Annotated in this window: 22 protein-coding genes and 3 tRNA genes; 18 read left to right on the top strand and 7 right to left on the bottom strand. The window is 59.2% G+C overall.

Translation table 11 applies throughout. The features are described from left to right. The first annotated feature begins 135 nt into the window (after nucleotides 1–135). The 6 genes from WG939_RS10745 (at nucleotide 136) to WG939_RS10770 (ending at nucleotide 6364) form a co-directional block, all read left to right on the top strand. A complete protein-coding gene (locus WG939_RS10745) occupies nucleotides 136–1182 on the top strand; it encodes a GTP-binding protein (RefSeq protein WP_339985612.1) in 1047 nt (348 codons plus the stop codon). 50 nt (nucleotides 1183–1232) lie between these two features. Then, nucleotides 1233–2240, top strand: coding sequence for a 3-isopropylmalate dehydrogenase (locus tag WG939_RS10750; protein ID WP_339985784.1), 1008 nt, complete (start codon nucleotides 1233–1235; stop codon nucleotides 2238–2240). 9 nt (nucleotides 2241–2249) lie between these two features. Beyond that, complete coding sequence (locus tag WG939_RS10755; RefSeq protein ID WP_339985614.1) at nucleotides 2250–4100, top strand: DUF294 nucleotidyltransferase-like domain-containing protein; 1851 nt, start codon at nucleotides 2250–2252, stop codon at nucleotides 4098–4100. Beyond that, a complete protein-coding gene (locus tag WG939_RS10760; protein WP_339985617.1) occupies nucleotides 4097–4672 on the top strand; it encodes a 3'-5' exonuclease in 576 nt (191 codons plus the stop codon). Before WG939_RS10755 ends, WG939_RS10760 begins: the two co-directional genes overlap by 4 nt. A gap of 18 nt (nucleotides 4673–4690) precedes the next feature. After that, nucleotides 4691–5482 (top strand): fumarylacetoacetate hydrolase family protein, encoded by a 792-nt coding sequence (locus WG939_RS10765; RefSeq protein ID WP_339985619.1) that lies wholly within the window; start codon nucleotides 4691–4693, stop codon nucleotides 5480–5482. 321 nt (nucleotides 5483–5803) lie between these two features. Then, the gene (locus tag WG939_RS10770) at nucleotides 5804–6364 is read left to right on the top strand and encodes a class I SAM-dependent methyltransferase (protein WP_339985621.1); all 561 of its coding nucleotides are present in this window, start codon (nucleotides 5804–5806) and stop codon (nucleotides 6362–6364) included. On the opposite strand, the gene WG939_RS10775 is transcribed toward WG939_RS10770, so the two are convergent. After that, complete coding sequence (locus WG939_RS10775; RefSeq protein ID WP_339985623.1) at nucleotides 6333–7436, bottom strand: isochorismate synthase; 1104 nt, start codon at nucleotides 7434–7436, stop codon at nucleotides 6333–6335. The genes WG939_RS10770 and WG939_RS10775 overlap by 32 nt on opposite strands. 35 nt (nucleotides 7437–7471) lie before the next feature. Here WG939_RS10775 and gltX point away from each other — a divergent pair, with 35 nt between their 5' ends. The 4 genes from gltX to WG939_RS10795 all read left to right on the top strand — a co-directional run bounded on the left by gltX (nucleotide 7472) and on the right by WG939_RS10795 (nucleotide 10842). Further along, nucleotides 7472–8944, top strand: coding sequence for a glutamate--tRNA ligase (gene gltX / locus WG939_RS10780; RefSeq protein WP_339985626.1), 1473 nt, complete (start codon nucleotides 7472–7474; stop codon nucleotides 8942–8944). A gap of 373 nt (nucleotides 8945–9317) precedes the next feature. Further along, nucleotides 9318–9389, top strand: a tRNA-Gln gene (locus tag WG939_RS10785). A gap of 37 nt (nucleotides 9390–9426) precedes the next feature. After that, a tRNA-Glu gene (locus WG939_RS10790) sits at nucleotides 9427–9499 on the top strand. A gap of 149 nt (nucleotides 9500–9648) precedes the next feature. Beyond that, nucleotides 9649–10842: an NAD(P)/FAD-dependent oxidoreductase gene (locus tag WG939_RS10795; RefSeq protein ID WP_445227908.1), complete on the top strand. Its 1194-nt coding sequence runs from the start codon at nucleotides 9649–9651 to the stop codon at nucleotides 10840–10842. Here WG939_RS10795 and WG939_RS10800 read toward each other — a convergent pair. Then, nucleotides 10839–11360 (bottom strand): hypothetical protein, encoded by a 522-nt coding sequence (locus WG939_RS10800; RefSeq protein ID WP_339985630.1) that lies wholly within the window; start codon nucleotides 11358–11360, stop codon nucleotides 10839–10841. The two genes, WG939_RS10795 and WG939_RS10800, sit on opposite strands and share 4 nt — an antisense overlap. Before the next feature lie 683 nt (nucleotides 11361–12043). Between WG939_RS10800 and WG939_RS10805 the strand changes: the two genes are divergently transcribed. Continuing rightward, a tRNA-Glu gene (locus WG939_RS10805) sits at nucleotides 12044–12116 on the top strand. 445 nt (nucleotides 12117–12561) lie between these two features. On the opposite strand, the gene WG939_RS10810 is transcribed toward WG939_RS10805, so the two are convergent. The 3 genes from WG939_RS10810 to WG939_RS10820 form a co-directional block, all read right to left on the bottom strand. Next, nucleotides 12562–13254, bottom strand: coding sequence for an NAD-dependent deacylase (locus WG939_RS10810; protein ID WP_339985632.1), 693 nt, complete (start codon nucleotides 13252–13254; stop codon nucleotides 12562–12564). An 11-nt stretch (nucleotides 13255–13265) separates the two neighbouring features. Beyond that, nucleotides 13266–14447 carry a WHG domain-containing protein gene (locus WG939_RS10815; protein WP_339985634.1) on the bottom strand — a complete coding sequence of 394 codons (1182 nt, stop codon included), beginning with the start codon at nucleotides 14445–14447 and terminating at the stop codon, nucleotides 13266–13268. A 76-nt stretch (nucleotides 14448–14523) separates the two neighbouring features. Continuing rightward, a complete protein-coding gene (locus WG939_RS10820) occupies nucleotides 14524–15237 on the bottom strand; it encodes an IclR family transcriptional regulator (protein ID WP_339985636.1) in 714 nt (237 codons plus the stop codon). Between the two features lie 82 nt (nucleotides 15238–15319). On the opposite strand from WG939_RS10820, the gene leuC reads away from it, so the two are divergent. After that, a complete protein-coding gene (gene leuC, locus WG939_RS10825; RefSeq protein ID WP_339985638.1) occupies nucleotides 15320–16738 on the top strand; it encodes a 3-isopropylmalate dehydratase large subunit in 1419 nt (472 codons plus the stop codon). Between the two features lie 9 nt (nucleotides 16739–16747). Beyond that, complete coding sequence (gene leuD / locus WG939_RS10830) at nucleotides 16748–17335, top strand: 3-isopropylmalate dehydratase small subunit (protein ID WP_339985640.1); 588 nt, start codon at nucleotides 16748–16750, stop codon at nucleotides 17333–17335. Between the two features lie 13 nt (nucleotides 17336–17348). Here leuD and WG939_RS10835 read toward each other — a convergent pair whose 3' ends face one another. After that, nucleotides 17349–18359, bottom strand: coding sequence for an NUDIX hydrolase (locus WG939_RS10835; protein WP_339985642.1), 1011 nt, complete (start codon nucleotides 18357–18359; stop codon nucleotides 17349–17351). A gap of 165 nt (nucleotides 18360–18524) precedes the next feature. Here WG939_RS10835 and WG939_RS10840 point away from each other — a divergent pair, with 165 nt between their 5' ends. Beyond that, nucleotides 18525–19505 carry an NAD(P)H-dependent glycerol-3-phosphate dehydrogenase gene (locus tag WG939_RS10840; protein ID WP_445227902.1) on the top strand — a complete coding sequence of 327 codons (981 nt, stop codon included), beginning with the start codon at nucleotides 18525–18527 and terminating at the stop codon, nucleotides 19503–19505. 13 nt (nucleotides 19506–19518) lie between these two features. Next, on the top strand, nucleotides 19519–20589 hold the full coding sequence (locus tag WG939_RS10845; protein ID WP_445227903.1) for a D-alanine--D-alanine ligase family protein: 1071 nt from the start codon (nucleotides 19519–19521) through the stop codon (nucleotides 20587–20589). 263 nt (nucleotides 20590–20852) lie between these two features. Here WG939_RS10845 and WG939_RS10850 read toward each other — a convergent pair whose 3' ends face one another. After that, on the bottom strand, nucleotides 20853–21782 hold the full coding sequence (locus tag WG939_RS10850) for a DUF3515 domain-containing protein (protein WP_339985647.1): 930 nt from the start codon (nucleotides 21780–21782) through the stop codon (nucleotides 20853–20855). 41 nt (nucleotides 21783–21823) lie between these two features. Here WG939_RS10850 and WG939_RS10855 point away from each other — a divergent pair, with 41 nt between their 5' ends. The 3 genes from WG939_RS10855 to WG939_RS10865 are packed head-to-tail and all read left to right on the top strand — an operon-like array spanning nucleotide 21824 to nucleotide 24983. Next, on the top strand, nucleotides 21824–22783 hold the full coding sequence (locus WG939_RS10855) for a thiamine-phosphate kinase (RefSeq protein ID WP_339985649.1): 960 nt from the start codon (nucleotides 21824–21826) through the stop codon (nucleotides 22781–22783). A 2-nt stretch (nucleotides 22784–22785) separates the two neighbouring features. Next, entirely contained in the window at nucleotides 22786–23415 is a 630-nt protein-coding gene (locus WG939_RS10860; protein ID WP_339985651.1) for a uracil-DNA glycosylase, read from the top strand. An 11-nt stretch (nucleotides 23416–23426) separates the two neighbouring features. Further along, nucleotides 23427–24983: a DAK2 domain-containing protein gene (locus WG939_RS10865; RefSeq protein WP_339985653.1), complete on the top strand. Its 1557-nt coding sequence runs from the start codon at nucleotides 23427–23429 to the stop codon at nucleotides 24981–24983. Nucleotide 24984 lies beyond the last annotated feature (1 nt).

Genomic DNA, 24984 nt, shown 5'->3' on the forward strand with positions numbered 1-24984 from the left:
AGATTCGTTGCTGGCGTGGAATTTGCACCCTGTTATTGCGGTTTTCGTGCCTTCCAGACGGATTCGCGGGTGCAGATTTGCCACAAGTAACCCCCACTTGCCACCCGCTAATGCAAATCGCTATCATTAGTCGCCATGACTCCCGTGACTATTCTCAGCGGCTTTCTTGGGGCCGGTAAAACCACTCTTCTGAACAATCTTCTGGCCAACCAGGAGGGCCGCAAGATCGCGGTGATCGTGAATGACTTTTCTGAAGTCAATGTCGACGCCACTCTTGTGAGGGGTGAAGATCGCATGGTGGAGCTCAGCAATGGCTGCATCTGCTGCACCTTGCGTGAGGATTTGGTGGATTCCGTTTCTGAGCTTGCTGAATCCGGGGACTTTGACCACATCGTCATTGAATCGACTGGTATTTCCGAACCGATGCCGGTGGCTGCCACCTTTGACTGGCGCTTCGAAAATGGCTTCCGTCTCGGTGATCACGCGGATATCAATGCGATGGTCACGCTCGTGGATGCTTCGACCTTCCTTGGCTACATGGCCAAGAAGCAGGCGCTCGCTGACGCTGACCCGTCTGCTGATGTTGATGATCAGCGCACCGTGGCTGATTTGCTTGTTGACCAGGTTGAATTTGCCGATTTGATTGTGCTCACCAAGTCTGATGTGGCTGGGTCTGTTGAGGTGGAGCGCGTTTCGCGCGTCGTAAAGGCGATGAATCCGCGCGCTGAAATTGTCGTCGCAACCATGGGGGACATTGATTTTGCGCAGGTGCTTGATGTGCGACGCTACAGTGTGGAAACGGCGCGCGCCTATGAGGGATTTTATGACGAAATGATCCAGCCACACACGCCGGAGACGGAAGAGTATGGCATTTCCTCGACCGTGTTCCGCAGTGATCGGCCATTTAACAAGGATCGGTTGCTAAAGGTGCTGCGCGCGACCACGGGTTTGGTTCGGTCTAAAGGCTATTGCTGGTTGGATTCTGATTTGAAGGCGGTCCAGTCCTGGCAGCAGGCCGGCCCGCAGCTCATGATTCAGCCAGCTGCTCTGTGGGGTCAGATCGAGCAAACGCCCGGGTCGGAGTTGGTCTTGATTGGTGTGGGGGTAGATATGGCAAAGCTGGAACGCGAGCTTGAGCAGGCTGTCCTCCAAGATAGGGAAGTGGCGCAGCTTTTGGGATAGCATCTGCTATACTCTCACTATCCCAATAAGTGAGAGAGGAATCCCACGTGTTGAAACTTGCTGTGATTGGTGGCGACGGCATCGGACCGGAGGTCACCGCTGAAGCTCTGAAAGTTTTGCGCGCTGTTCGCGACGACATCCAGGTCACCGAATATGACCTTGGTGCGCGTCGCTACCTAAAGAATGGTGAACTGCTCACCGACGCCGATCTGGCCTCACTCAAAGAACACGACGCCATCCTCCTCGGAGCGATTGGCGCGCCAGGCGACGTTCCTCCAGGTGTGCTCGAGCGTGGCCTGCTGCTGCAGCTGAGGTTCAAGCTGGACCACCATGTGAACCTCCGACCAGCAAAGCTGTACCCGACGTCGACAAGCCCGCTCGCAAACCCGGGTGAGATTGACTTCGTGGTCGTGCGCGAGGGGACTGAAGGTCTGTACTGCGGAAACGGTGGCACCCTGCGCGAAGGCACCGAGCATGAGGTGGCTAGCGAGGTCAGCCAGAACACCCGCTACGGTGTTGAGCGCGTGGTGCGAGACGCCTTTGAGCGCGCGATGAGCCGCCGCAAGCATCTAACCCTGGTGCACAAGACCAATGTGCTGGTCAATGCCGGTGGCTTGTGGCAGCGCACCGTCAACGACGTGGCGAAGGAATACCCTGAAGTCACCGTCGACTACAACCACATCGACGCCGCCACTATCTACATGGTCACCGACCCGGCGCGTTACGACGTCATCGTCACGGACAACTTGTTCGGCGACATTCTCACTGACCTGGCTGGCGCGGTCACCGGCGGAATTGGCCTGGCGGCTTCCGGAAACATTGATGCTTCCGGCACCAACCCTTCGATGTTTGAGCCGGTGCACGGCTCGGCGCCGGACATTGCGGGCAAGGGGATTGCGGATCCAAGCGCTGCAATTTTGTCCGCCGCGATGATGCTCAGGCACCTCGGCGATGAGGAGAACGCGGTGCGGATCGAGAAGGCAGTGGAGCGGGACGTTATTTCCCGCAGTGAAGTAAAAACTACCGAAATCGGAGACAGGATCGCCGCGAGCGTTTAGTCTCATGGCATGACTGTTGAACTTGAGGAAATCCAGCGTTTCCTGAGCTCCTACACGCCATTTACCGAACTCGATTCTGCAACGTTGGAGTCGCTGCCCGGGCGCATGGACATCATCTATGCGCGCCGGGGCGACGTCATTTTTAGCGCAGGGGAGAAGAACCACCACCTGCATGTGATCCGCTCTGGTGCCGTCGACGTACTCGACGCGGATGGGGTATTGCTCGACAGGCGAGAAGCCGGCCGGGCATTCGGCTACTCGACACTGCCCGATGAATCCGACTCCATCTACACGATGGTTGCCGTGGAGGACAGCTTGCTGCTGCGCCTGCCTCGCGAGGCCTTCCTCGAGGTTGCGGAGGCGAACCCGCTGTTCGGCAGTCACTTCGCTACCCAAAGTGCGCGGATCCGCGCCGCCGCCAATAAGTTGCGCGACACGTCCAGCGCAGATGTCCTCAGGACCGCGCTCAAAGAATTCATGATCACTCCGCCGGCGCAGATCGACCCGGAGGAAACCATCCAAGCTGCCGCGGCGCGTATGCAGCAACAAAACGTCTCCTCGCTTCTCATCGCCCCAGAAGCACGGCTGCAGGGAATCATCACTGACCGTGACCTGCGCAAACTCGTAGCGGTGGGTGGAGATATTCAGCGACCGGTCCAGGCAATCATGACCCCGAACCCGATCACGGCCACGCCGGAGTCTTTAGCTTTTGAAGCCATGTTGATCATGGCGGAGCGGGGGATTCATCACCTTCCGGTCGTCGATAATGGCAACTTGGTGGGCATTGTCGCTTCGGCGGACATTATGCGCCTGCTGCGGCACGACCCGATCTACCTGACCGCTGATCTGTCGCGTCGGAATACCCCGGAGGAACTGGGACAGGTGTACTCCAGCGCCGCCGATGTGGCAGTGCGCTTCATTGAGCGTGGTGCCTCCGCGGAAGAAGTGACGGCTCTGCTCACCGTCGCGGCCGATGCCTTGGCCCGCAGGCTCCTGCAGCTCGGCGAAGAGAAGTTCGGACCTGCGCCTGTCCCGTATTGCTTTGTGGTCGTGGGGTCCCAAGGCCGCCGCGGAATGGGGCTCGCCTCGGACCAAGACAACTGCCTTGTCCTCTCCGATTCCTATGATGACGCCGAACACGGCGAGTACTTTGCCCAGCTGACTGAATTCGTGTGCCGGGGACTTGACACTGCAGGCCAAGTCCTCTGCCCGGGCGACATGATGGCGATGAACCCGTCGTGGCGCATGACAGTTTCCGAATGGATTTCGACCTTCCGCACCTGGATCACTGCCCCGGAGCCAGACGCGCTGCTTCATGCCCAAACCTTCTTTGATTTCCGTGGCATCTACGGTTCGCTGGAGCTGGCGGAGGAGGTGCACGCGGCAGCCGTCGAGATGGCGACGAACGCGGGACGCATGCACGCGCACCTGGCAGCCCTCGCAGCGCGCCGGGAGCCACCGCTCGGATTCTTCCGCGGGTTCGTCCTCGACCGCTCCGGCGAATACGCGCACACGTTGGACGTGAAGAAGGGCGGAATTGCCGCGGTGGTGCAGATGGCGCGTCTGTTTGCGCTTGCCTCTGGCGCGCCCGAGGTCGGCACCATTGCGCGCCTGCAGGCTGCCCGCGGAAAGGCCGTCTCCGAGCAAGGGGCAAGCGACCTTATCGACGCCTACGAGTTCCTCTTCACCATGACCCTGCGCTGGCAAGCCGAACAAATTCGAGCGGGGCATAAGGCGAGCTATCACGTCGATCCTGGTCAGCTGGGCAAACTGGATCGCGAGCACCTACGCGACGCCTTCCAGATCATCAAATCCATGCAGACCGCGCTGGCTACTAAGTTCCCGGTGCGCAGCATATGAGACTGTTCAAACCGAACCCCGCGACGGCGGACCTGCGTTTGCTTGCGGTGGACATTGAAACCACGGGCCTCAAACCGGGCCGCGACTCGATCCTGTCGATCGGTTGGGTCCCGGTCAATGGCACGGTCATCGACCTTTCTGGGGCCCAATACTTCGTTATTGCCAACGACGCCGACGTCACCTCCTCCGTCAGCATCCACGGGCTTACCGACGACACATTGGCCACCGGCACCCCGTTAGCCACTGTGCTTGACGCGTTCACCGAAGCCCTGGGGGACAGGGTGCTGCTTGCTCACTATGCGTCCATCGAAAAAGGGTTCCTCCGCCACGAACTCGGCCGGGCGTTCAAGCCGGAAGTGGTGGACACCTTCGCCTTGGAGAGGCGCCATATGGAACGAATGGGCACTTATCCGCGTGGCGAAGATCTCCGTCTGCCACGGGTGCGTCGGCGTTATAATCTCCCGGATTACCCCAACCACAATGCGCTGAATGATGCTCTGGCCTGCGCAGAGTTGTACTTGTGTTTGATAAAGAAATATTCCTTAGGCAACCTAAGTAATCTTCAACCGTGAGATGTGTATGATTCACCTATGCGAATTGGACGAATTGCCACCCCTGAAGGAATGTGTTTCTGCGTCATCGACGACGAAGGAACCACCGCAAAGCAGATCGCAGGGCACCCTTTTGAGGCCCCAACGTTTACCGGTAAAGAGTGGCCATTGTCAGAGGTGCGCCTGCTCGCTCCAATGCTTCCAGGCAAGATCGTGGCACTCGGTCGCAACTACGCAGATCACGTCGCAGAGGTCTTTAAGAAGAGTGCAGAATCCCTGCCTCCAACCATCTTCATTAAGCCTTCCACTGCAGTGGTGGGCCCAGGCGCTGCCATCAAAATCCCTGATTTCGCCACCAAGGTCGAGTTCGAGGGCGAGGTAGCCATGGTCATTTCCCGCCCATGCAAGAACGTCAAGGCTGAGGACTGGCAGGACTACATCCTTGGCTTCACGATCCTCAACGACGTCTCCTCCCGTGACCTGCAGTTCTCCGACGGCCAATGGGCTCGTGCAAAAGGCATCGACACCTTCGCTCCGATGGGACCATGGATCGAAACCGACCTGTCCAAGTTCGAGTTCGACAACATCAACATCAAGGCGCACCTGACCCAAAACGGCGAAACCACCACGCCGCAGGACTCCAACTCCAACCAGATGATCAAGACCTTCGGCGAAATCCTGGAAATGATCACCGCCTCCATGACCCTGCTCCCAGGCGACGTCGTCACCACCGGCTCCCCAGCGGGCACAAAGGAAATGTTCCCTGGCGACTTCATCGAAATCGAAGTTCCGGGCATCGGCAAGCTCGGCAACCCAGTCGAGCGGGCGTAGCTTTTAGTCATAGCTGGGCGGGCCGTGTTATCCGGTGACTCGTGAGTTTAGGAACCCGAGTTTCGGGGTGGCACAGCCCGTTTTCTTGCTTTTCGACGTCCATTCCCTCCGAAACACGGGTTCCTAAACTCGGGTTTGTGCTTGTCCCTGGGAGCAAACCCGGTGTGTGGCTTCGGAGATAGGCTGGAGTCGACGACTCCTAAAGCAAAACTGGCAATCGTGCAATTAGGAACCCGAGTTTCGGGGTGGCACGGCTCGTTTCGGCACTTGTTGGCCCCGAAACACGGGTTCCTAAACTCACGGTTGAACTGAAAGGACACTATGAACCACGATTTCGAAGAGCTCTACGCCTCCAAAGAGCAGGTCTGGAGCGGCAATCCTAACGAAAATCTGGTCGCTACCGTCCAAGGTTGGACCCCGGGCGCAGCCCTTGACATCGGCTGTGGTGAAGGCGCTGACCTGAAGTGGTTGCATGAGCAAGGTTGGCAGGTAACTGGTGTTGATCCTGCTCCGACTGCGATTGAGCGTTCTCGCACGGCGTGCCCCGAGGCTGAGTTACATGTGGGCACCTTTGAAGATCTGGAGCTTGGACAATTCGACCTGGTTTTTGCAGGCTACGTGCCACTGGCTAAAGATGCTGGTAACAAACTTAAGGCGACTCTGAAACCGGGTGGCACCTTGATCCTTCTGCATCATGAGTTCCCCGGACACCAAAAACCGGAAGACTACCTCATGCCTCATAATGCACCCGAGCTACTTGGCGACGAATGGGACATCGAGATCATTAAGAAGCCACGCCACGTTTCCCATGGCGACGGCAAGCATCACAAGGATGATTTGCTGCTTAAGGCTACAGTCCGAGAGCTCGAAGAATCGTCCTAAGTTTCGCGTCCGTCTCCGCCAGTTCGGCCTCAGGATTAGAGGATGCGACGATGCCGCCACCTGCCCAGGCGCGTGCTGTGAGCCCATCGGGCGCAACTTCCGCGCAGCGGATGGCGACCATGTATTCGCCGTCTCCGGAGGCGTCGCACCAACCGACGGCGCCGGCGTAGAAACCACGTGGGGTTTCCACGGACTCGATGAGCGCTTCGGCAGCGTCCACCGGGGTGCCACAAATCGCTGGCGTTGGGTGAACCAGAAGCGCCAGCTCCAGGGCGTTCATCTCCCTTTCGAGCGTGCCCACAATTGGCGTGGCCAAATGCCACATCTCATCGGTCTTTGTCAGCTCAGGCACGGAAGGTGCCGATAGGGTAGAGCACACCGGTTCCAGCAGTCGCAGCAAGTGATCGACCACGAAGCGGTGCTCAGCCAGGTCTTTTGTGCTGGCACGCAAGTCCTCGCCAGCCACGTGATCCTGCACCGGGTCTGCTGAACGCGGGGCCGAGCCCGCCAGGGGATAGGCAGTCACGGTGGAACCCTGCAGCTTGATCAGCACTTCGGGGGAGCTGCCGACCAGGAAGCCACGGTCAACAGGCCCCAGATCGGCAATGAAGCCGTCGAAGTTGTGGGAATTGTCGATCAGCCTTGCTGCGACAAGACGGGGATCCACCGGCGTCGAGAAGCTAATATCCACGGCGCGGGCGAGCACTACCTTTTCCAGTGCGGTGTTTTGCAGCGTCGCAACGGCCGCGGCGACCCGCTCGACGTGCTCGTCAGGAGCGGGGTCGAAGCCGGTGATCTGGGCCTCCAGGATCGAGCCGGGGCCCATGCGGTAGTAGGAGTGGGGCTCGAGAGGGCCGTCCTCGCGCACGATCGTCTCCGGGACGGTGAGCGCGCACGGGGCACCGCGCAGGAATGGGATCGCGCCGACCACCATCTCTGCCTCGCCGTTCTTCAGCGCTGCGATCGCCTCAGCCGGGTCCGTGAACGTCCTCGAGCTTCCTTGGGTGCGCACCGAGCCGTGGGTGCGGGAAAGGAGGAAGTCGGGGGCGGTGGACGGACGAGGGTTGCTCATAGTTCAACAAGCTTACTGGACTAGACTTGTGTGTCATGACTGAAGTACGCGTACGTTTCTGCCCATCACCTACCGGCACCCCGCACGTCGGCATGGTCCGCACCGCGCTGTTTAACTGGGCTTACGCTCGCCACACCGGCGGCAAGCTCATTTTCCGCATCGAGGACACCGACGCCGCCCGCGACTCCGAAGAGTCCTACCAGGCGATCATCGAATCCCTCGAGTGGCTCGGCATGGACTGGGACGAAGGTGTCGTGAAGGGCGGCCCACACGAGCCGTACCGTCAGTCACAACGCATGGACATCTACAAGGACGTGCTGCAGAAGCTTATCGACGCCGGAGAGGTCTACCCGGCGTACTCGACGGCAGAAGAAGTGGAAGAGCGCCACAAGGCCGCCGGCCGCGACCCGAAGCTCGGCTACGACAATTACGACCGCACCCTGACCGACGAGCAGATCGCAGCATTTGAGGCCGAGGGGCGCAAGCCAGTGTGGCGTCTGCGCATGCCGGAACAGGACTGGACCTGGAACGACCTCGTCCGCGGTGAGATCACCTTCAAATCCGAAACCCAGCCTGACTACGTGGTCGCCCGTTCCAACGGCGCTCCGCTGTACACCCTGGTCAACCCAGTTGACGACGCCCTTATGGGCATCACCCACGTCCTGCGCGGCGAGGACCTGCTGCCATCCACCCCGCGTCAGCTCGCCCTGTACGCGGCGCTGCAGCGCATCGGAGTTGCAGAATTTACGCCAGAGTTCGGACACATGCCATTCGTGATGGGCGAGGGCAACAAGAAGCTGTCCAAGCGCGACCCACAGTCCAACCTGTTCAACCACCGCGACGCCGGCATCATCCCAGAAGGCATGCTCAACTACCTGGCACTGCTCGGCTGGTCCCTGTCCTCCGACCAGGACATCTTCTCCGTCGAGCAGCTGGTGGAGAACTTCGACATCAAGGACGTGCTCTCCAACCCAGCACGCTTCGATGAGAAGAAGCTGCTCTCCATCAACGCCGATCACATCCGCCTGTTGTCTGCTGAGGATTTCGCAGCGCGCTTCCGCGCCTACCTGGAGGAATACACTTCCTTCCCAGCAGACTACGACGCCGAGAAGTTCGCCTTCCTGGCAGAGCAGACCCAGACCCGCATCAAGACCCTCTCCGAGGGCTGGGACCTGGTGAAGTTCCTCTTCACCGCTGACGAGGATCTGACCCTGGATGAGAAGTCCGCCCGCAAGAACTTGAAGGAAGATGCGAAGCAGCCTCTCGAGGTCGCTATCTCCGTACTCTCCGAGCTGGAGACTTTTGACACGGCGGCTATCGAGGCAGCCCTGTCCAAGGCCCTCATCGAGGACCTGGAGCTCAAGCCACGCAAGGCCTACGGCGCGCTCCGCGTCGCCATCTCCGGTGAAGCTGTGTCCCCACCACTTTTCGAATCCATGGAGCTCCTGGGCAAGGAATCCACCCTGTTCCGCTTGAAGAAGGCGCTGGAGCAGACGCCGTTCGCATAGACCCCGCTGCCGGATTTGGTGAAGCAGACTGACGAATTCGTCGGTTTTCTACAGTTTGCTCTGCCAAATCCGGCTTTTGTTTTGATCTCTTGGAACAGACGCCGTTCGCATAGACCCCGCTGCCGGATTTGGTGAAGCAGACTGACGAATTCGTCGGTTTCCTATAGTTTGCTCTACCAAATCCGGCTGTTGTCTTGATCTCTTGGAACAGCAGGCATTGCCAAGAGATGGCCCTCGGGTTGTGAAATGATTCCGAGAGCAGGGGAGTCTGTAGTGAGGCTATCGCAGTCAAATGACCAGCGGATTTGTACTACTTGCACCCTTGTGGTTATAGTATTCCTCGTTGCACAGCGAGCAGATCGCTGGAAAACATTGGCCTATGGTGTAATTGGCAACACTAGGGTTTCTGGTACCCTCATTCTAGGTTCGAGTCCTGGTAGGCCAGCAGCAGTTCACTGTACTGCTAAAACAACAGTAGTCCTGCCCCGTTCGTCTAGCGGCCTAGGACGCCGGCCTCTCACGCCGGTAACACGGGTTCAAATCCCGTACGGGGTACAAAATAGCTCCCATCCTTTTCGAAGGATGGGAGTTTTTGTTTTCTGCAAATGCGCAGGCATTCATTTCCGACCTTAGGTAGTGTGACCACTAGCACACTATTAACTGGAGGTTGGGGATTGTCTAAGACAATAATTGTCGGCGCCGGCATGGTCGGCCTATCCGTGGCTTGGCACCTGCAGGAGTTTGGCCACGAGATTACGGTGATTGACCGTGCAGGCGTGGCAGCGGGCTCTTCCTGGGGAAATGCAGGATGGCTCACGCCAGGCAAGTCGATCCCGCTGTCCAACTCCTCCCTCTGGGCCTACGGACCGCAAGCCCTTTTTGATCCCGACGCCGCCATGTCCGTCCCGCCACGCGTCGACCTCAAGCTCTGGGAATTCTGTGCCCGGTTCATGGCTCGCGCGCACCAGAAGGCGTGGGACGACACGATGGCGGGCCTGACGCCTATCGACGTCATCGCCCTCGCGGGATTCGATGAACTAATCGACGGGGGCGTTGAATCATGGACGCAAGAGGGGCCATTCGTGGTCGCCTTCGAGGATGAGAAGCAATCCAAGGGCTTCTTGGAGGAAATTGAGGGCGCACGTCGTCATGGGCAGGACATTCCTTTTGAGCGCCTTGCCGATCCCCGTGAGTTGGTAACTCAGCTGTCTGATCGGGCGACGGTGGCCTACCGGCTAGATGGTCAGCGGTTCTTTGAGCCGGCACCTTTTGTGGAGGCGCTGGCGACAGCCGTCGAGAAGCGCGGTGGCGTGATCAAGACGGGCGTGCGGGTGGAAAGTGTGAACTCAACGAGGGCTCCCGTGGTGGAGCTGTCCAATGGGGAGTTCTTGACCGCGGATACGGTGGTGATTGCGACGGGCGCGTGGTTGCCGCAGCTCGCGAAACCGCTGGGTGTGAAGCAGATGGTGCAGGCAGGCCGCGGATATTCCTTCACCGTGGACACTGAGGAACCGGTGAAATATCCGGTGTATCTGCCTCATGAGCGCCTGGCCTGCACCCCGTACCAAGGTCGTTTCCGCATCGCCGGAACGATGGAGTTTCGCGGACCGGACGAGCCATTCCAGCCACGACGTATCCAGGCGATGGTTAGCCACGCGAAGCGGATGTTCCGCGGCCTCGATTTCGAGGACCTGCAGGATCAATGGGTGGGCTCGCGCCCGGTGACCCCTGACGGATTGCCGTTGATCGGTGAAACGAAGGCTCCGAACGTGTTCGTGGCCGGCGGCCATGGCATGTGGGGCATGGTGCTTGGGCCTGCGACCGGCAAGCTGCTGGCTCGTCAGATCGTCACCGGGGAACAAGATCCGATGATGAAGCGCTTCGACCCACTGCGCTAGTAAAGGATGACAGTCGCGTCGTTGCCACCGGTGCAGCGAATGAGTTTGGTTGGCTCGGCGACGCAGCGCATGGTGTACTGCTCGCCGGTCACCGGGCTGGTGACGGAGACCTCGGGCTTGAGGTAGTCCCGTACGTTTTGCCTGGAAGCATTGAGGTCCGAAGTTTGTGCGCCCATCACGGCTTTGGCGAATTCGCAGCTCGTGTTTGGGCCCGCTGCGACAAGATGAAGCCCGTAACCGTCGCCGTAGATGCAGGTTGTGGCCTGCATGCCGTCAATAACGACCGGCGTACCCGGTTGAGGGTTCGTCATCAGGAAGCGCATGAGGTCATCCTGGACAGCTTCAGGCGTGGATGGCGGTGGAGACACAGGGGCAGGTGGCTCAGTTGCGGGAGCCGGAGCTGCAGCTACCGTAGGCTCCTCTGTCAATGTCGTGGTGACGATTGTTGGCTCAGGAGAACTCGGGGAGCCACAGGCAACCAAGGTGGCAGCCGTGAGAGAAATGATCAGCCGCTTCATGTCTTAAGCGTAGGCCCGGAATAGGTTACGAATCGAGGCTCAAGAAAGTAAAGAATTGGTCGTCGAAAAGCAGCCTTAACCATTCTACGTAGGGGTGAATGGAATGTGAAGGGAAAGTGAAAAACTGGTCATAACCTTTCGGGAATGGAAGTTATCACAACCGCTTTTCAAATGGGGGATGAACGCATATGCTGCAGGTATACAACGTTGTATGGCTTACAAAGTAACCGACATGGATAGGAGAGTGCATGGTAGAGGCGAAGAGACTTCGACACGCTGCCGTCACCGCTTCTGTACAGCGAGCACAGCCATAATCCGAACCTTCGAGAAGGCGCGAAATGCGCGAAGGTGGAGCTAGCAGAAGGAAAGTGAATGCAGAAAGTGTCCGCAGATCAGGCTAACTGATTGCACACTCGGCAAAATTTTCCCCGCAGAGAAACAGTGGACGTTGTTCCCGAGAAATAGGAGCAAACGAAACTTCCACTACAGCAGCCGACTTAAGTTGTGAGACTCAGTCAGAGCTAGCCGATGCGTTATTAACCAAGTACCCCGTCCAGGTGGCGGGGTACTTTGGTGTCATAGAGTGCACTGTTTTGAACAGCTGTAATCCCAGCTCAGTGGTGTGATTTGGTGAAAAAGTAACCTGGCGTTTACTATTGCCTAGTCGCTATCGCAGCGAGCGAGCCCCGTTCGTCTAGCGGCCTAGGACGCCGGCCTCTCACGCCGGTAACACGGGTTCAAATCCCGTACGGGGTACAAAAAGAAAAGGCAGTCAGAGCTTACGCGCTGGCTGCCTTTTTCATTTTGAATGTCAGTTCTGACCGTATTTTAATTCCGAATTCTCGGATGGGACTATGGCTTTAACCGCCGAAATACTCCGGCCCCAGTCCGCCGTAGATGTACCCGGCACATTCTTCCAGAAGCCGTGGGATCGTAGGACTCAAAAGTCAACATCCGATTTTCGATAAACGCGAGGAGTTCACGTTCGCACTCCGCACGTGAAGAAAATAGGGAATATGCCTCTTTAAGAGGAATTCTGGCCTCAGCTGCAGATTCCGGCAGCGTCGCGCGGGCACAGCCTTCGATGCTGGCAATGTAAGTGCCGGCTGTTAGCAGACGATGGCGGGTGGTCGTAGCCGGAAAATATATAGTGGCTCGATCCTATCGGCGCTTTAGAAAGCCGAGTAAAATTTTAATAGTTTCAGTGTAACAACTGAGGCAAGCCGATAGCCGCTGTGGTGCGCCAGGAGTAGTCCGCAGCGGCGGAAAGCACAGTTTCATCAGGAGATATTTCAAGCACCCGAGGTGCAAGAAGGGGAAGGGAAGCCGCAGGCTGGACGATGCCCGACGTGCCCACCACAATCAGCAAATCGCAATTTTGAATTAATTCCTCTGCTCGGTTCCATTCGCGGGATGGCAGCATTTCCCCAAACCACACCACTCCGGGACGGATGAGGTTTTCGCATAGTGGACACTCGATCAGCTCCGGCCCCAAAGGTCCCCGATAAGGGCGCGCACAGATGGTGCAGCGGAACTCGAACAAGCTGCCATGCAGATGGACAACCTCCTCCGAACCGCCACGTTCGTGCAGATCATCGATGTTCTGGGTGATAACCGGAATGCCCGCCAGCGCGCGATGTCCCGCATTTGGCTGCGCAGTAGCAGCTTCCTCTCGGCGCCCCAAATACCACTGCCACATCGGCTCCGGGTCCTTCGCCCACGCATCGATGCTGGCCATTGCGGTAGGATCCACGTTTTCCCACAGCCCGGTCTTTGGCGAACGGTACGTCCGGAGTCCCGACTCGGCGCTCATCCCGGCGCCGGTGAACGCGACAATGTTCCGCGCCTTATCGACGAGCTCGCGCGCGGTTTCCGGAATCTCGACGGGACTCATGTTTGTTTCTCCTAAAACACGCTGCAGAAAGCGTCCACCATCTCGGAGGCCGCTGCCCATTTGCGATCCTCTGGGAGGTCGCTGAGAAAACCGTTCGACATGACGTCTGCGATACCAGAGACGAGCGACCAGGCGAGAAACGCGAACTCGAATTGGGTGAGCGGGTTGGGCGATTCCTCTCCGATAATTTTCAGCAACACTCCAAAGACGTCTGCGCCGGAGTCGGATTTTTCTTCGCGAAGCGGGCTGCTTGGGACAATCGGGGTGTTGGCCCACAGGAAGCCGACCACGTATTCGTCTCGATTTTCAATCGCGTACCCGATATATCCCAGCGCCATCGCCTTGAGGCGGTCGAGGCGGGAGCGCTGATCGGGCAGGGCGACGAACTGCGTGCGCTGGTAGTGGGCGAGTTTGTTCTCCGCGTATTGGATCGTCTCATTAAGGAGGGCAGCATCGCCGTCGATAAGCGCGTGGGCACGCCCCAGTGGAATGCCTGCGCGCTTGGCAGCGTCGTTGAGCATGGGGGCTGCACCGATGTGATCAATGCTTGAGAGGATCGCAGCTTCGTAGATGGCGGTGCGCTCGGGGTCAGCGAGCTCAATTGGTTCGACCGGAGTGAAGCGCGAAGGCTCAAGCTTTTCGAAGTCATCGGTGTAAATGAGCCGGGTCGCTGCCTGCGCAAAGGTATCGAATAGACGGTTTTTCACTACAGGGGAAAGGGAGCGGGCCACCCCGTAAACGGTGAGGAAGCACAGGCCATTGAGGCCGAGCAGGATGGCGCGAATCTTGGCCTCCGCGCGGGGAATATTCTGCTCGTAAACATTCTTGGCGAACTCAGTGAACACCTCGGGAAATTCACCCGTAGCAGGTGGGTACTTGATGATCATGCGGTAGGCATGCCCCTCAGTGGAGGCCAAGCGGAAGGCGCCAAAGACCAGCTCGTTGATCTGCTCTTCGATGGATGCGCCCGGAGTAACAGGCGCGTATTCACGTAACCGTGCAAAAGCGAATTCGCGGACCGCAGACCTGAGAGCGTCATCGGTCGGGAAGAGGCGTCGAGCCTCATGTACGTCGATGCGGCATTCCGCGGCAGCTGCCTCGACGGTAATTGCACTCTCGCCCTTGATGCTGCCTAGATAGGCGCCTGCATAACACAGCTGGATATGCTGCGAATTTACTTGTGGTAGGGGCACGGGTTCACTCCTGGTTGGGTAAGCCTGAAGATGAATATACCCCAAGTTTGCGCCTATAGGTCATATATTTGATTACCTATGACACGAGTTGTGCTGCTGCCTTCGTGAGTAGAGACCCCCATTTTTCGCCGGCGTCGCGTGGGAAGCGAGCATCGAGTCCGGAAATAGATAGGGCTGCGACAATTGCGCCGGAGGTATTAAAAACGGGAACGGATACGGAAGCGAGGCCCTGTTCGCGCTCGGAGAAAGAGGCAGCCCAGCCGTTCTTGCGAACTTCTTCCAGGTCTGCAGCGGAGAATTTCGCCTCGTTCAATACGCGGGACTTCACGTCATCTGGGCTAAAAGCTGCAAAGATGCGCGCTGCGGAACCCGCGGTGAGGGAAAGGCGCGAGCCCACTGGGACGGTGTTGTGTAGGCCCGATGCGGGCTCGACGGATGCGACACAGAGGCGAGTGTTGCCGGATAGTCGATAGAGCTGGACGGATTCCCCAGTGGCTTCCATGAGCTGGTGCATGAGTGGCGTAGCTGCCTCGATGAGTAGGTCACCGTGCCCGGAGCTCAAAGAAACAAGCCCGGGTCCGATGCGCCACCGGCCGTCTTCGGTACGGGCTAAGAATTCGTGGGCCTCCAGTGCCGTCGCTAGGCGGTGCGTTGTTGCGCGGGGGAGATCGGTGTCTTCGCAGAGCTGTGCGAGGGAGCGGGGACCATCGGCAACGGCCTGCAGAATCAACACGGAGCGGTCGAGGACTTTAATGCCGCTGGAAATGTCACTTGTGCTAGCATGTTCCATGCTATGATACTAACATCTCAATATGTGGAATTCAATCCGAATTGAGTTTTAGTTTAACCACTGAGGCTGTAGGAGGCTCGCAATGGGCACAGGATTAACCCTGGCAGAAAAGGTATGGAACGATCACATCGTTACCAAAGGCGAAGAAGGAGCGCCTGACCTTATCTACATTGACCTCCACCTCGTTCACGAAGTGACCTCACCGCAGGCCTTCGATGGACTCCGCCTCGCAGGTCGGCAGGTGCGACGCCCAGATCTGACCATCGCTACCGAAGATCACAACGTCCCTACTGTAGGTGTCACCACCGGCGCGATCCAAGAGATTAAGGACATGATCTCGCGCACACAGGTTGAGACGCTGCGCAGGAATGCTGAGGAGTTCGGCATCCGCCTGCACCCAATGGGTGACATCGAACAGGGCATCGTCCACGTGGTGGGACCGCAGCTGGGACTGACCCAACCCGGCATGACCGTCGTCTGCGGTGATTCCCATACCTCAACCCACGGCGCGTTCGGTTCCATCGCGATGGGCATCGGCACCTCCGAGGTCGAGCACGTGCTGGCCACCCAGACCCTGCCACTCAAACCGTTCAAGACGATGGCGGTGAACGTTTCCGGCGAGCTTGCCGACGGCGTGTCCGCGAAAGATCTGATTCTGGCGATCATCGCCAAGATCGGCACCGGTGGCGGCCAGGGGCACATCATCGAATACCGCGGCTCAGCTATCGAAAAACTGTCGATGGAAGCCCGCATGACCATTTGCAACATGTCCATCGAAGCTGGAGCCCGCGCCGGCATGATCGCCCCAGATGAGACCACCTTCGAGTTCCTGAAGGGCCGCCCGCACGCGCCAAGTGGTGCTGACTGGGACGCAGCCGTCGAGTATTGGAAGTCCCTGCGCACCGACGACGATGCAGTCTTCGACACCGTCGTCGATATCGACGGCTCCGCCCTCACCCCATTCGTCACCTGGGGGACCAACCCAGGTCAGGGCGCTCCACTGTCCGCGGCAGTGCCGAACCCAGAAGACATTGCCGAAGATAGCGAACGCGCAGCTGCTGAAAAGGCCATCGCCTACATGGGGCTTGAACCAGGTCAGCCACTTCGCGAGATCAAGATCGACACCGTCTTTGTGGGCTCCTGCACCAATGGTCGAATCGAAGACCTGCGCACCGCAGCGGAGATCGTCCGTGGCCGCACCATCGCTGCCGAGACCCGCATGCTTGTCGTCCCAGGCTCTGCACGAGTACGGGAGCAGGCTGTAGCAGAAGGCCTGGACAAGGTCTTTGAAGACTTCGGCGCAGAGTTCCGCGCGCCGGGCTGCTCGATGTGCCTGGGCATGAACCCAGATCAGCTCGCACCAGGGGAGCGTTCTGCCTCAACGTCCAACCGCAACTTCGAGGGGCGTCAGGGCGTGGGCGGTCGCACCCACCTCGTGTCCCCAGCCGTCGCGGCAGCCACCGCTGTTGCCGGTCATCTCGCCAGCCCAGCAGACCTGTAAGGAGCAATCATGGAAAAGTTCACCACCCACACCGGAGTTGGCGTGCCCCTGCAGGCCTCCAACGTGGATACCGACCAGATCATCCCAGCGGTATTCCTCAAGCGCGTTACCCGCACCGGCTTCGAAGATGGTCTCTTCGCCTCCTGGCGGAAGGACCCATCTTTCGTCCTCAATCAAGACACCTACAAGAATGGCTCTGTCCTAGTCGCGGGCCCCGACTTCGGTACTGGTTCCTCCCGCGAACACGCAGTGTGGGCGCTCATGGACTACGGGTTTCGAGTGGTCATCTCTTCTCGCTTCGCCGACATTTTCCGAGGTAACTCCGGCAAAGCAGGACTGCTGGCAGCGCAATGCTCCCAGGAAGACGTGGAACTGCTGTGGAAGATGATGGAGGCAAACCCAGGACTGGAACTGACCGTCAACCTGGAGGACCGCACCATTACCGCAGATGGCGTCGTGGTGCCATTCGAGATCGACGACTACATCCGCTGGCGCCTCATGGAAGGCCTCGACGACATCAGCCTGACCCTCCGCAACGAAGACGTCATCAACGGCTTCGAAGCGAAGCGGGCTTCCTTCAAGCCGAAGACGCTGTAAGAAACAGGTTCTCCTATTTCACCGGCAGGGCGCTGGCCAAATAGTCAGCGCCGGTGAGCTCGCCATTATTGAAACTGAGCACCCACACAGAGCCCTTCTTGCACGGAAGTTCCTCAAGTGGCAGGCGCCCCTTGGCGGACATGGCTGCGATCATGTCAGGGATGATCGTTCCCTGCGCCACCACGACCTTCGTGCCTCCACTTGCTACGAGTTCCTCGAAGCGGAGTTGGGCCTTCGCCATGTGACTGAGCCAGGCGTCGTCGCCAAGCAGCTCGTCCACCTGCACCGGGACGCCGAGCTCGTCGGCGATGGGCGCTGCGGTGGCCTGGCAGCGGTCGGGGAGCGCGGAGTAGACCTCGGTTGGTCGGTAGGTGAGCAGCAACGGTGCGAGCAGTTCCGCTTGTCGACGCCCCTTCTTATCCAGTGGCCGCAGGTTGTCATCCCCGGACCAGGTACGACGATCATGCGCCTTGGCATGGCGAACGTACAGAATACGAGTGGTCGCGGGGAGGCGGAAGCGCTTTTCTGCTTTTGCCAGCACACTGCGGTCGACCTCGTAGGAAAGCAAATCCAATGCCTCACGGATGGACACCCAGCGGATTTCGTCCACTTCGTCGTTCGGAGTGAACTCGCCACCGAGCACTTCGCCCGTCCAGTAGTAGACCACCTTGGTGCGGTCCAAGACTGGGTAGGTCACCTTGCCGAGCAGCTTGCCGAGGCGCACCTCGTAACCGGTTTCCTCAACGATTTCGCGGGCAGCGGTGACCGGCAGTGACTCACCTGGGTCAACTTTGCCCTTTGCCAGGGACCAGTCGTCATAGTGCGGGCGGTGAATGACGGCGACCTCAATGGAGTCAATATCGGTGATGTCTCCGCGCCAGAGCACAGCTCCGGCCGCCAACGTGGAGCGCTTGTACTCCTTGGCTGGATCGCTCACGATCTGCTGGAATCGGCCCGTCACAGCGAGATCGTTTTCCACATCTTTATCGATCTCATGACGATGCTTCGCAGGATTTCTAGACATGGGTTCTTCCTTCGCTGACTTAACTACACTGGCCCTTAAGATAAGCTCAGTATTTGTCACCATCTTTGTCGACTCGTCGCCGATCTGCACGTTTGGCACGCCAAAGTGGGCGCATTCACAACAACTTCAAGGAAAGGCAGGCCGACGGTGGTCAAAGTCGCGGTCATGGGAGCTGGCTCATGGGGAACGACGATCGCGAAAGTCTTCGCCGATGCCGGAAACACCGTCTCTCTGTGGGCACGAAGGGAAGCACAGGCGCAGCGCATCCAAATCACTCGCGAGAACTCCGAGTACCTGCCGTCTTTGATCCTTCCGGCGTCGATTAGCGCGACCGCGGACCCGGCACAGGCACTGGATGGAGCGGACATCGTGGTGCTCGCGGTGCCGTCGCAAACGTTGCGCGCGAATCTTGAGGCTTGGCGCGAACTGATTCCGCAAGAGGCATCGCTGGTATCGCTGGCGAAGGGTATCGAGCGCGACACCCACCTTCGGATGTCGGAACTGATCGCCGAGGTAGCGGAGGCAGATCCAAGCCGCGTTGCGGTGCTGTCCGGACCGAACCTTGCCAAGGAAGTTGCCCTGGAGCAACCAGCCGCAACAGTGATTGCGTGCCCGGATGAGAACCGAGCCAAACTCATTCAAGCAGCAGCCTCCGCACCGTATTTCCGCCCGTACACCAACGTGGACGTAGTCGGCTGCGAAATCGGCGGTGCCTGCAAAAACGTCATCGCGCTGGCCTGTGGCATGGCCGTGGGAATGGGGCTCGGCGAAAACACGCGCGCCACGCTGATCACCCGCGGACTCGCGGAAATCACCCGCCTCGGCGTAGCCCTTGGCGCGGATGCTCGGACGCTTTCGGGGCTTGCGGGCCTCGGCGACCTCGTCGCCACCTGCTCCTCACCGCTGTCGCGCAACCGCACCTTCGGCGAACGACTCGGTCGTGGCCAGACCCTCGATCAGGCTCGCGCAGCCACAAACGGGCAGGTAGCGGAGGGCGTCATCGCCTCCGCCGCGATCAAGGCGCTTGCCGACGACCATGGCATCGATATGCCGATCACTAACGCAGTTCACGCGGTGTGCCACAAAGATATGTCGGTAGGCGACATGATTTCCGCGTTGATGGGCCGATCCAAAAAATCTGAGTAGTATCATTGACCGCGTGTCCAATACTCGCATCAAAGTAGCAGTCGTTTACGGAGGCCGTAGCTCCGAGCACTCCGTCTCCTGCGTCTCCGCAGGCGCCATCATGAGCCACATTGACCCCGAAAAGTACGAGGTCATTCCAGTTGGCATTACCCAAGACGGTCGTTGGACTGTCGGCGAAAGCGACCCTTCGGTGCTGCAACGATCCGGTCGAGAACTGCCGACCGTTGCTTTCAAGCGTGGCCTTTCCCTGTCTGTTGAGCCACTGACTCGTGGCGAGCTGCGCTACGAGGACGGCAGCCTGTTCGCCACCGCGGACGTCATCTTCCCAGTGCTGCACGGTCGTTTCGGCGAAGACGGCACCATCCAAGGCATGTTCGAGCTGTCCGGTATCCCATTTGTGGGGCCAGGCGTGCTGGCATCGTCCAATGGCATGGACAAGGAGTACACCAAGAAGCTCGCTGCTGCAGAGGGCCTGCCGATTGGTCGCGAGGTCATCCTGCGTGGCCGTACCGAACTGACAGAGGCGGAGAAAGAGCTGCTGGGCCTGCCAGTGTTCGTCAAGCCTGCCCGTGGCGGATCCTCCATCGGTATTTCCCGCGTCGCCTCCTGGGAGGATCTCCCAGCAGCGATCCAGCTCGCTTTTGAGCATGACAAGAAGGTCATCGTGGAAGCCGAAATCATCGGCTCCGAGGTCGAGTGCGGTGTGCTCCAGTACCCGGATGGCACGCTGGTTGCGTCCTACCCATCCATGCTGCGCGGAACCTCTTCCTCGGACGAAGGGTTCTACGGTTTCGACACCAAGTACCTCGATGACGTCGTGACCGCTGATATCCCAGCTCCGCTGCCTCCAGCAACGTTGGAATTGGTGCAGTCCTTGGCAATCGAGACCTTCAAGGCCCTCAACTGTGATGGTCTTGCCCGTGTTGATTTCTTCGTCACCGACAAGGGGCCGGTGCTCAACGAGATCAACACTCTGCCTGGCTTCACGCCAATTTCGATGTACCCGCAGATGTTCGCAGCCTCCGGTGTTGCCTACGAAGAGCTGCTGGACATCCTTATCCAGCGTGCACTCGTGCGAGGCTAACTTCTCTTTACTTCACCCAGGCTTGACCTCAGGGTTTAACCCGGAAGCCTGAGTTTAAGAACCCGAGTTTAGGGATGAATTCCCTCCAACCGAGGGCAAATCGACCGCTTCCGCTCCGAAACTCAGGTTCCTAAACTCGGCTAAAGACACAAATCGTCCGGCCAACGACACACCGACCGGACACACATTTCTCTACTTAACACCCGTGAAATCGCCGGAAACCACTTGGATCCGGCAATTTCACGGGAACGATTCGCTTTAGGCTAGGAAGCCTTCGTATTGGCAGAAACTGCCTTGGTGACAGCAGTGATGGCGGCATTACCGGCATCGCTAGGCATCGACATCACCACATTGACCGAGCGACCCATCGCAAAGTAGGTGCCTGCGGTCGTGCCGTTGGCCAGTTTCGTGTCCTCAAACCACGGGATATCATCCACCTGGTTCAGACGAGCGCCTGCCTGGTAGTTCTCCGGATCCTTCACGCCACAACGAACAATGATCGGTTCGTGGCCCTGCTTGGTCCACGCCATGGTCCCAGGCAGGTCGAGCTGTGCATGGGCATATCCTTCGGCAGGGGAGGCCGGAAGGGCTTGCAGCAGCGCGGTGCACTGCTGGTCAGCAGAATTCGGTGAGTCCAATCCCGACAGTGGGATCGGATTCGGTTTTGGCTCTGCCTCTTTCAACTTGCCCAACGCGCTCGCTAGCCCGACCACCGGCGACGGGCGGTTCTTCATGGAGGCAGCATCCGCTGTCACTGCGATCGTTGGGAAGGTGCCGATGGAATACCAGGTCTGCATGGTTGAACCAGGGGTCGCATCGATGACCTGCAACCAATCCACGCCCTCGGCCGAGGTCAACGTGGACAGGGAGGTGTACTGCAGCGGGAGTGTGACGCCGCACCGCAGCGTGACGCGCTCCGTGGAATTAGAAGACCAGGCTGCAGCACCTTCGGGGGCTGGGTCAGCAATAGTGGCGCGGTCGTGCCCAAGGAGTTCGCGGGGAAGGGCGTCGATAAGCGCCGAGCACTCGGGGGACGTAGCGTCCGGGGTGTTGAGCGCCGCCATCGCGATGGGCTGGTGCGCTGCCTTCGAATACACTAATTTTGCTCCGATGAGCACGCCGAGGACCAGCACGATTGCCATGGCGAGAGCGATGTACAGGGGAGTTCGATTAACCTGGGTTTTCGCGGTCATAGTATTGACAGCTTAACCTGCGAGGCAGCAAAGGATGGCCATTGAGTTCCACACCACTGACAATTGGTGAGATCGGCGAGCGCGAGACCATCGCCCGAATTGTGGCGGTAGCGCCGTCGTCCCGCAATGGTGACGATGCCGCTGTGCTCGGTCATCCGGCCCCCAATTCCCGCACCGTGGTCACCACGGATTTGTTGGTGGAGGGTCGGCACTTTCGGCAGGACTGGTCCACTCCGGAAGAGATCGGTCAACGTGCCATTTTGCAGAATTTCGCCGACATTGAGGCTATGGGCGCGCGCCCGGTAGCTGCAGTGTTGGGGCTGTCGGCGCCTGAGTGCACGCCGGTGGCCACCATCGAAGGCATTGCCCGTGGCGTGGAGACGCAGGTGGCGTTTTACAATGCCGAACTCGTTGGTGGCGACGTGACCGGTGGCGAGCATCTCACCTTGTCCGTGACTGCCATCGGTTCGCTGGGCGGGTCCGCTGCCCCCCTCACACTGGATCGTGCTCGCCCCGGGCAACAGGTAGTCGCAGCAGGAAAGATTGGCTATTCTGCCGCGGGCCTCGCATTGCTTAGCAGGTTCGGTCGTGCGGGGGTGCCGGAGGAATTCGAGCCATTAGTCCAGGGGTTCCTGAGTCCCTCGCTGCTTCCAGGCCGTGGTGTGATCGCGCGTGCAACGGGCGCGACCTCCATGACGGACAATTCCGATGGCCTCGTCGCAGACCTTGGCACCATTGCGGAGCGTTCCAAAGTCACCATCGACCTCGAGTCCGACGCCATCGCACCCGACGAGCTGCAACTCAAAGCAGCCGAGCTTTTAGGCGCAGATCCTTGGGCCTGGATTCTCGGCGGCGGGGAGGATCATACTCTGCTAGCGACCACGGCGCAGGCGGTTCCTAGTGGGTTCCGCCGCATCGGGCGCGTTGTAAAGGCCGGGAATTTTGGCGTGCTTGTCGACGGCGCAGAGCCATCCACCACCGCAGGCTGGGTAAGCTTCTAGCCATGCATCCATCGTGGGAACCCGTCTTTGCCGACATCAAAACTGAATGCATCGCCATGCGAGGGAAAGTGGGAGATAACTTCCTTCCTCCGGAGGCGTTCGTGTTCCGGGCCTTCCAGACTCCGTTTGATCAAGTGAAGGTTCTGATCATGGGGCAGGATCCTTATCCCACCCCAGGGCATGCGATGGGCTTGTCGTTTTCCGTGGCTCCTGACGTTCGCCCCTTGCCTCGCAGTTTGAACAACATTTTTGCTGAGTACTCGCAGGATCTCGGCTTGCCGGTTCCCACCTGTGGTGACCTATCCCCTTGGGCGGATCAGGGCGTGATGCTGCTGAACAGAGTGCTGACGGTAGCTCCTGGGCAGGCGGGTTCGCACCGCGGGCTCGGTTGGGAGGCAATCACTCAGCACGTAATTGAGGCCCTGGTTGCCCGAAACAAGCCACTGGTGGCAGTGCTGTGGGGACGCGATGCACAGAGCATCAAGCCGTTCCTGGGATCAACCCCGGTTATTGAATCCGCTCATCCGTCACCGCTTTCCGCACGCAGGGGATTCTTCGGTTCTCGGCCATTTTCGAGGGTAAATGAGTATTTGGTTGCAGCCGGAGCTGAGCCGGTGACGTGGGAGTTGTAAACTACAGTGCTATGTCTGCCAAAACGACACTCGATGGGCGGGGCTTGATCGCATGGGCAAGCCGCGCTGTGTCGTTGCTAACCCAGCACTGCGAAGAGATCAATGCTCTCAACGTCTTTCCAGTTCCTGATTCCGATACCGGGTCCAACATGACTCACACGATGGAATCGGCCCTGGCAGAGGCACACAAACTTGAAGATCTTGAACAACAGTCCGCAGCGACCGTGGCAGCAGCCCTGTCAGCAGGCGCCGTCCGAGGAGCAAGGGGTAATTCTGGCGTCGTGCTCAGCCAGGTACTTCGGGGCATTGCTACCACGGCAGCCGGTGGCGAACTCAATGGTGTTGCACTTCGAGAGTCCCTGAATGTGGCGTTGGATATGGTGCTACGCGCCATCGTCGACCCTGTCGATGGCACCGTTGTCACCGTTCTGCGCGCCACGGTAGCTGCGGTCAACGCCAGCGAAGAAGGTGACCTCGGGAGTGTCGTTGAAGTGGCGGTTAATGCAGCTCATGTGGCGCTGCAAAAGACTCCATCCCAGCTGGAAGTGCTTCGCGACGCGGGCGTTGTCGACGCCGGCGGCCAGGGCTTCGTCCTGCTTCTCGACGCCCTCGCGGACGAAGTGTTCGGTGCCGCCACCACTGAAGTAGGCACGGTCCACAGTCCGTCCTCCCACGGCCTCCCGGCCGAACTCGAAGTCATGGCCTATGTGGCGGGCTCTGACCTGGAGCTGCTGACGGCAACCTTGGATGAGCTCGGTTCTAGCCTGCTCATCGCGCGTGACAGCGAGACCAGCGGGCAGGTGCACATCCACAGCAAGCGCGCTGGGGAAGTAATCGAGGCGCTGTTTGCTGCGGGCACGGTATCCAACCTGCGCATCGAAGTGCTTCCGTCGGTAGAACTGCCTCCGGCTCCGCGACGACTCATTCTGGCCATCGCGCCTGCCGGCCCAATTGCGCAGCTGTACGAAGAGGCTGGCGCGACAGTCATTTCCCGTTCCGACCACGACATTGTCTCCGATATCGTCGCGACCGTACGACGCGCCCAGGTGGACGAAGTCATCCTGCTGCCGAATGGCATCTTGGAATACGGCGAGCTCGTTAATGCCGAGCTGGCCAGCCATGCCATCGACGCAGCCATGAATATTCTTCCTACTGCGCGCCTGGTCTCCGGCATCGCGGCACTGGCGGTGCATGATCCGGGGCAGCCGCTGTCTGCTGACACCTATGCCATGGCGGAGGCAGCCGGCTCCATGCGCACCGCAGCGTTGGCGCGCGCCGAGCGTTCCATGCTCACCCAGGCGGGACCGTGTTCTAAGGGAGACGTGCTTGTCTCATCTGGCGCAGAACTCGTCATGGTGGCCGAAAGCATTCAAGACGCTGTCGAACGCACCGTGCTCCGGTTGCTGCAGGGTGGCGGGGAACTGGTGACGCTGCTGCTCACGGATGAGGCGGCGGGCCAGTTGGACGTCGACAAGCTGCGTTCTTCGCTGGGGTCGCACTCCGAGGTGGAGATCATGGTGTACCCAGCGGAGGGGATCGATAAGTTAGCTGAGATTGGTGTTGAATAGC

This window comes from Corynebacterium sp. H130 (assembly GCF_037572395.1).
Taxonomy (GTDB): Bacteria; Actinomycetota; Actinomycetes; order Mycobacteriales; family Mycobacteriaceae; genus Corynebacterium.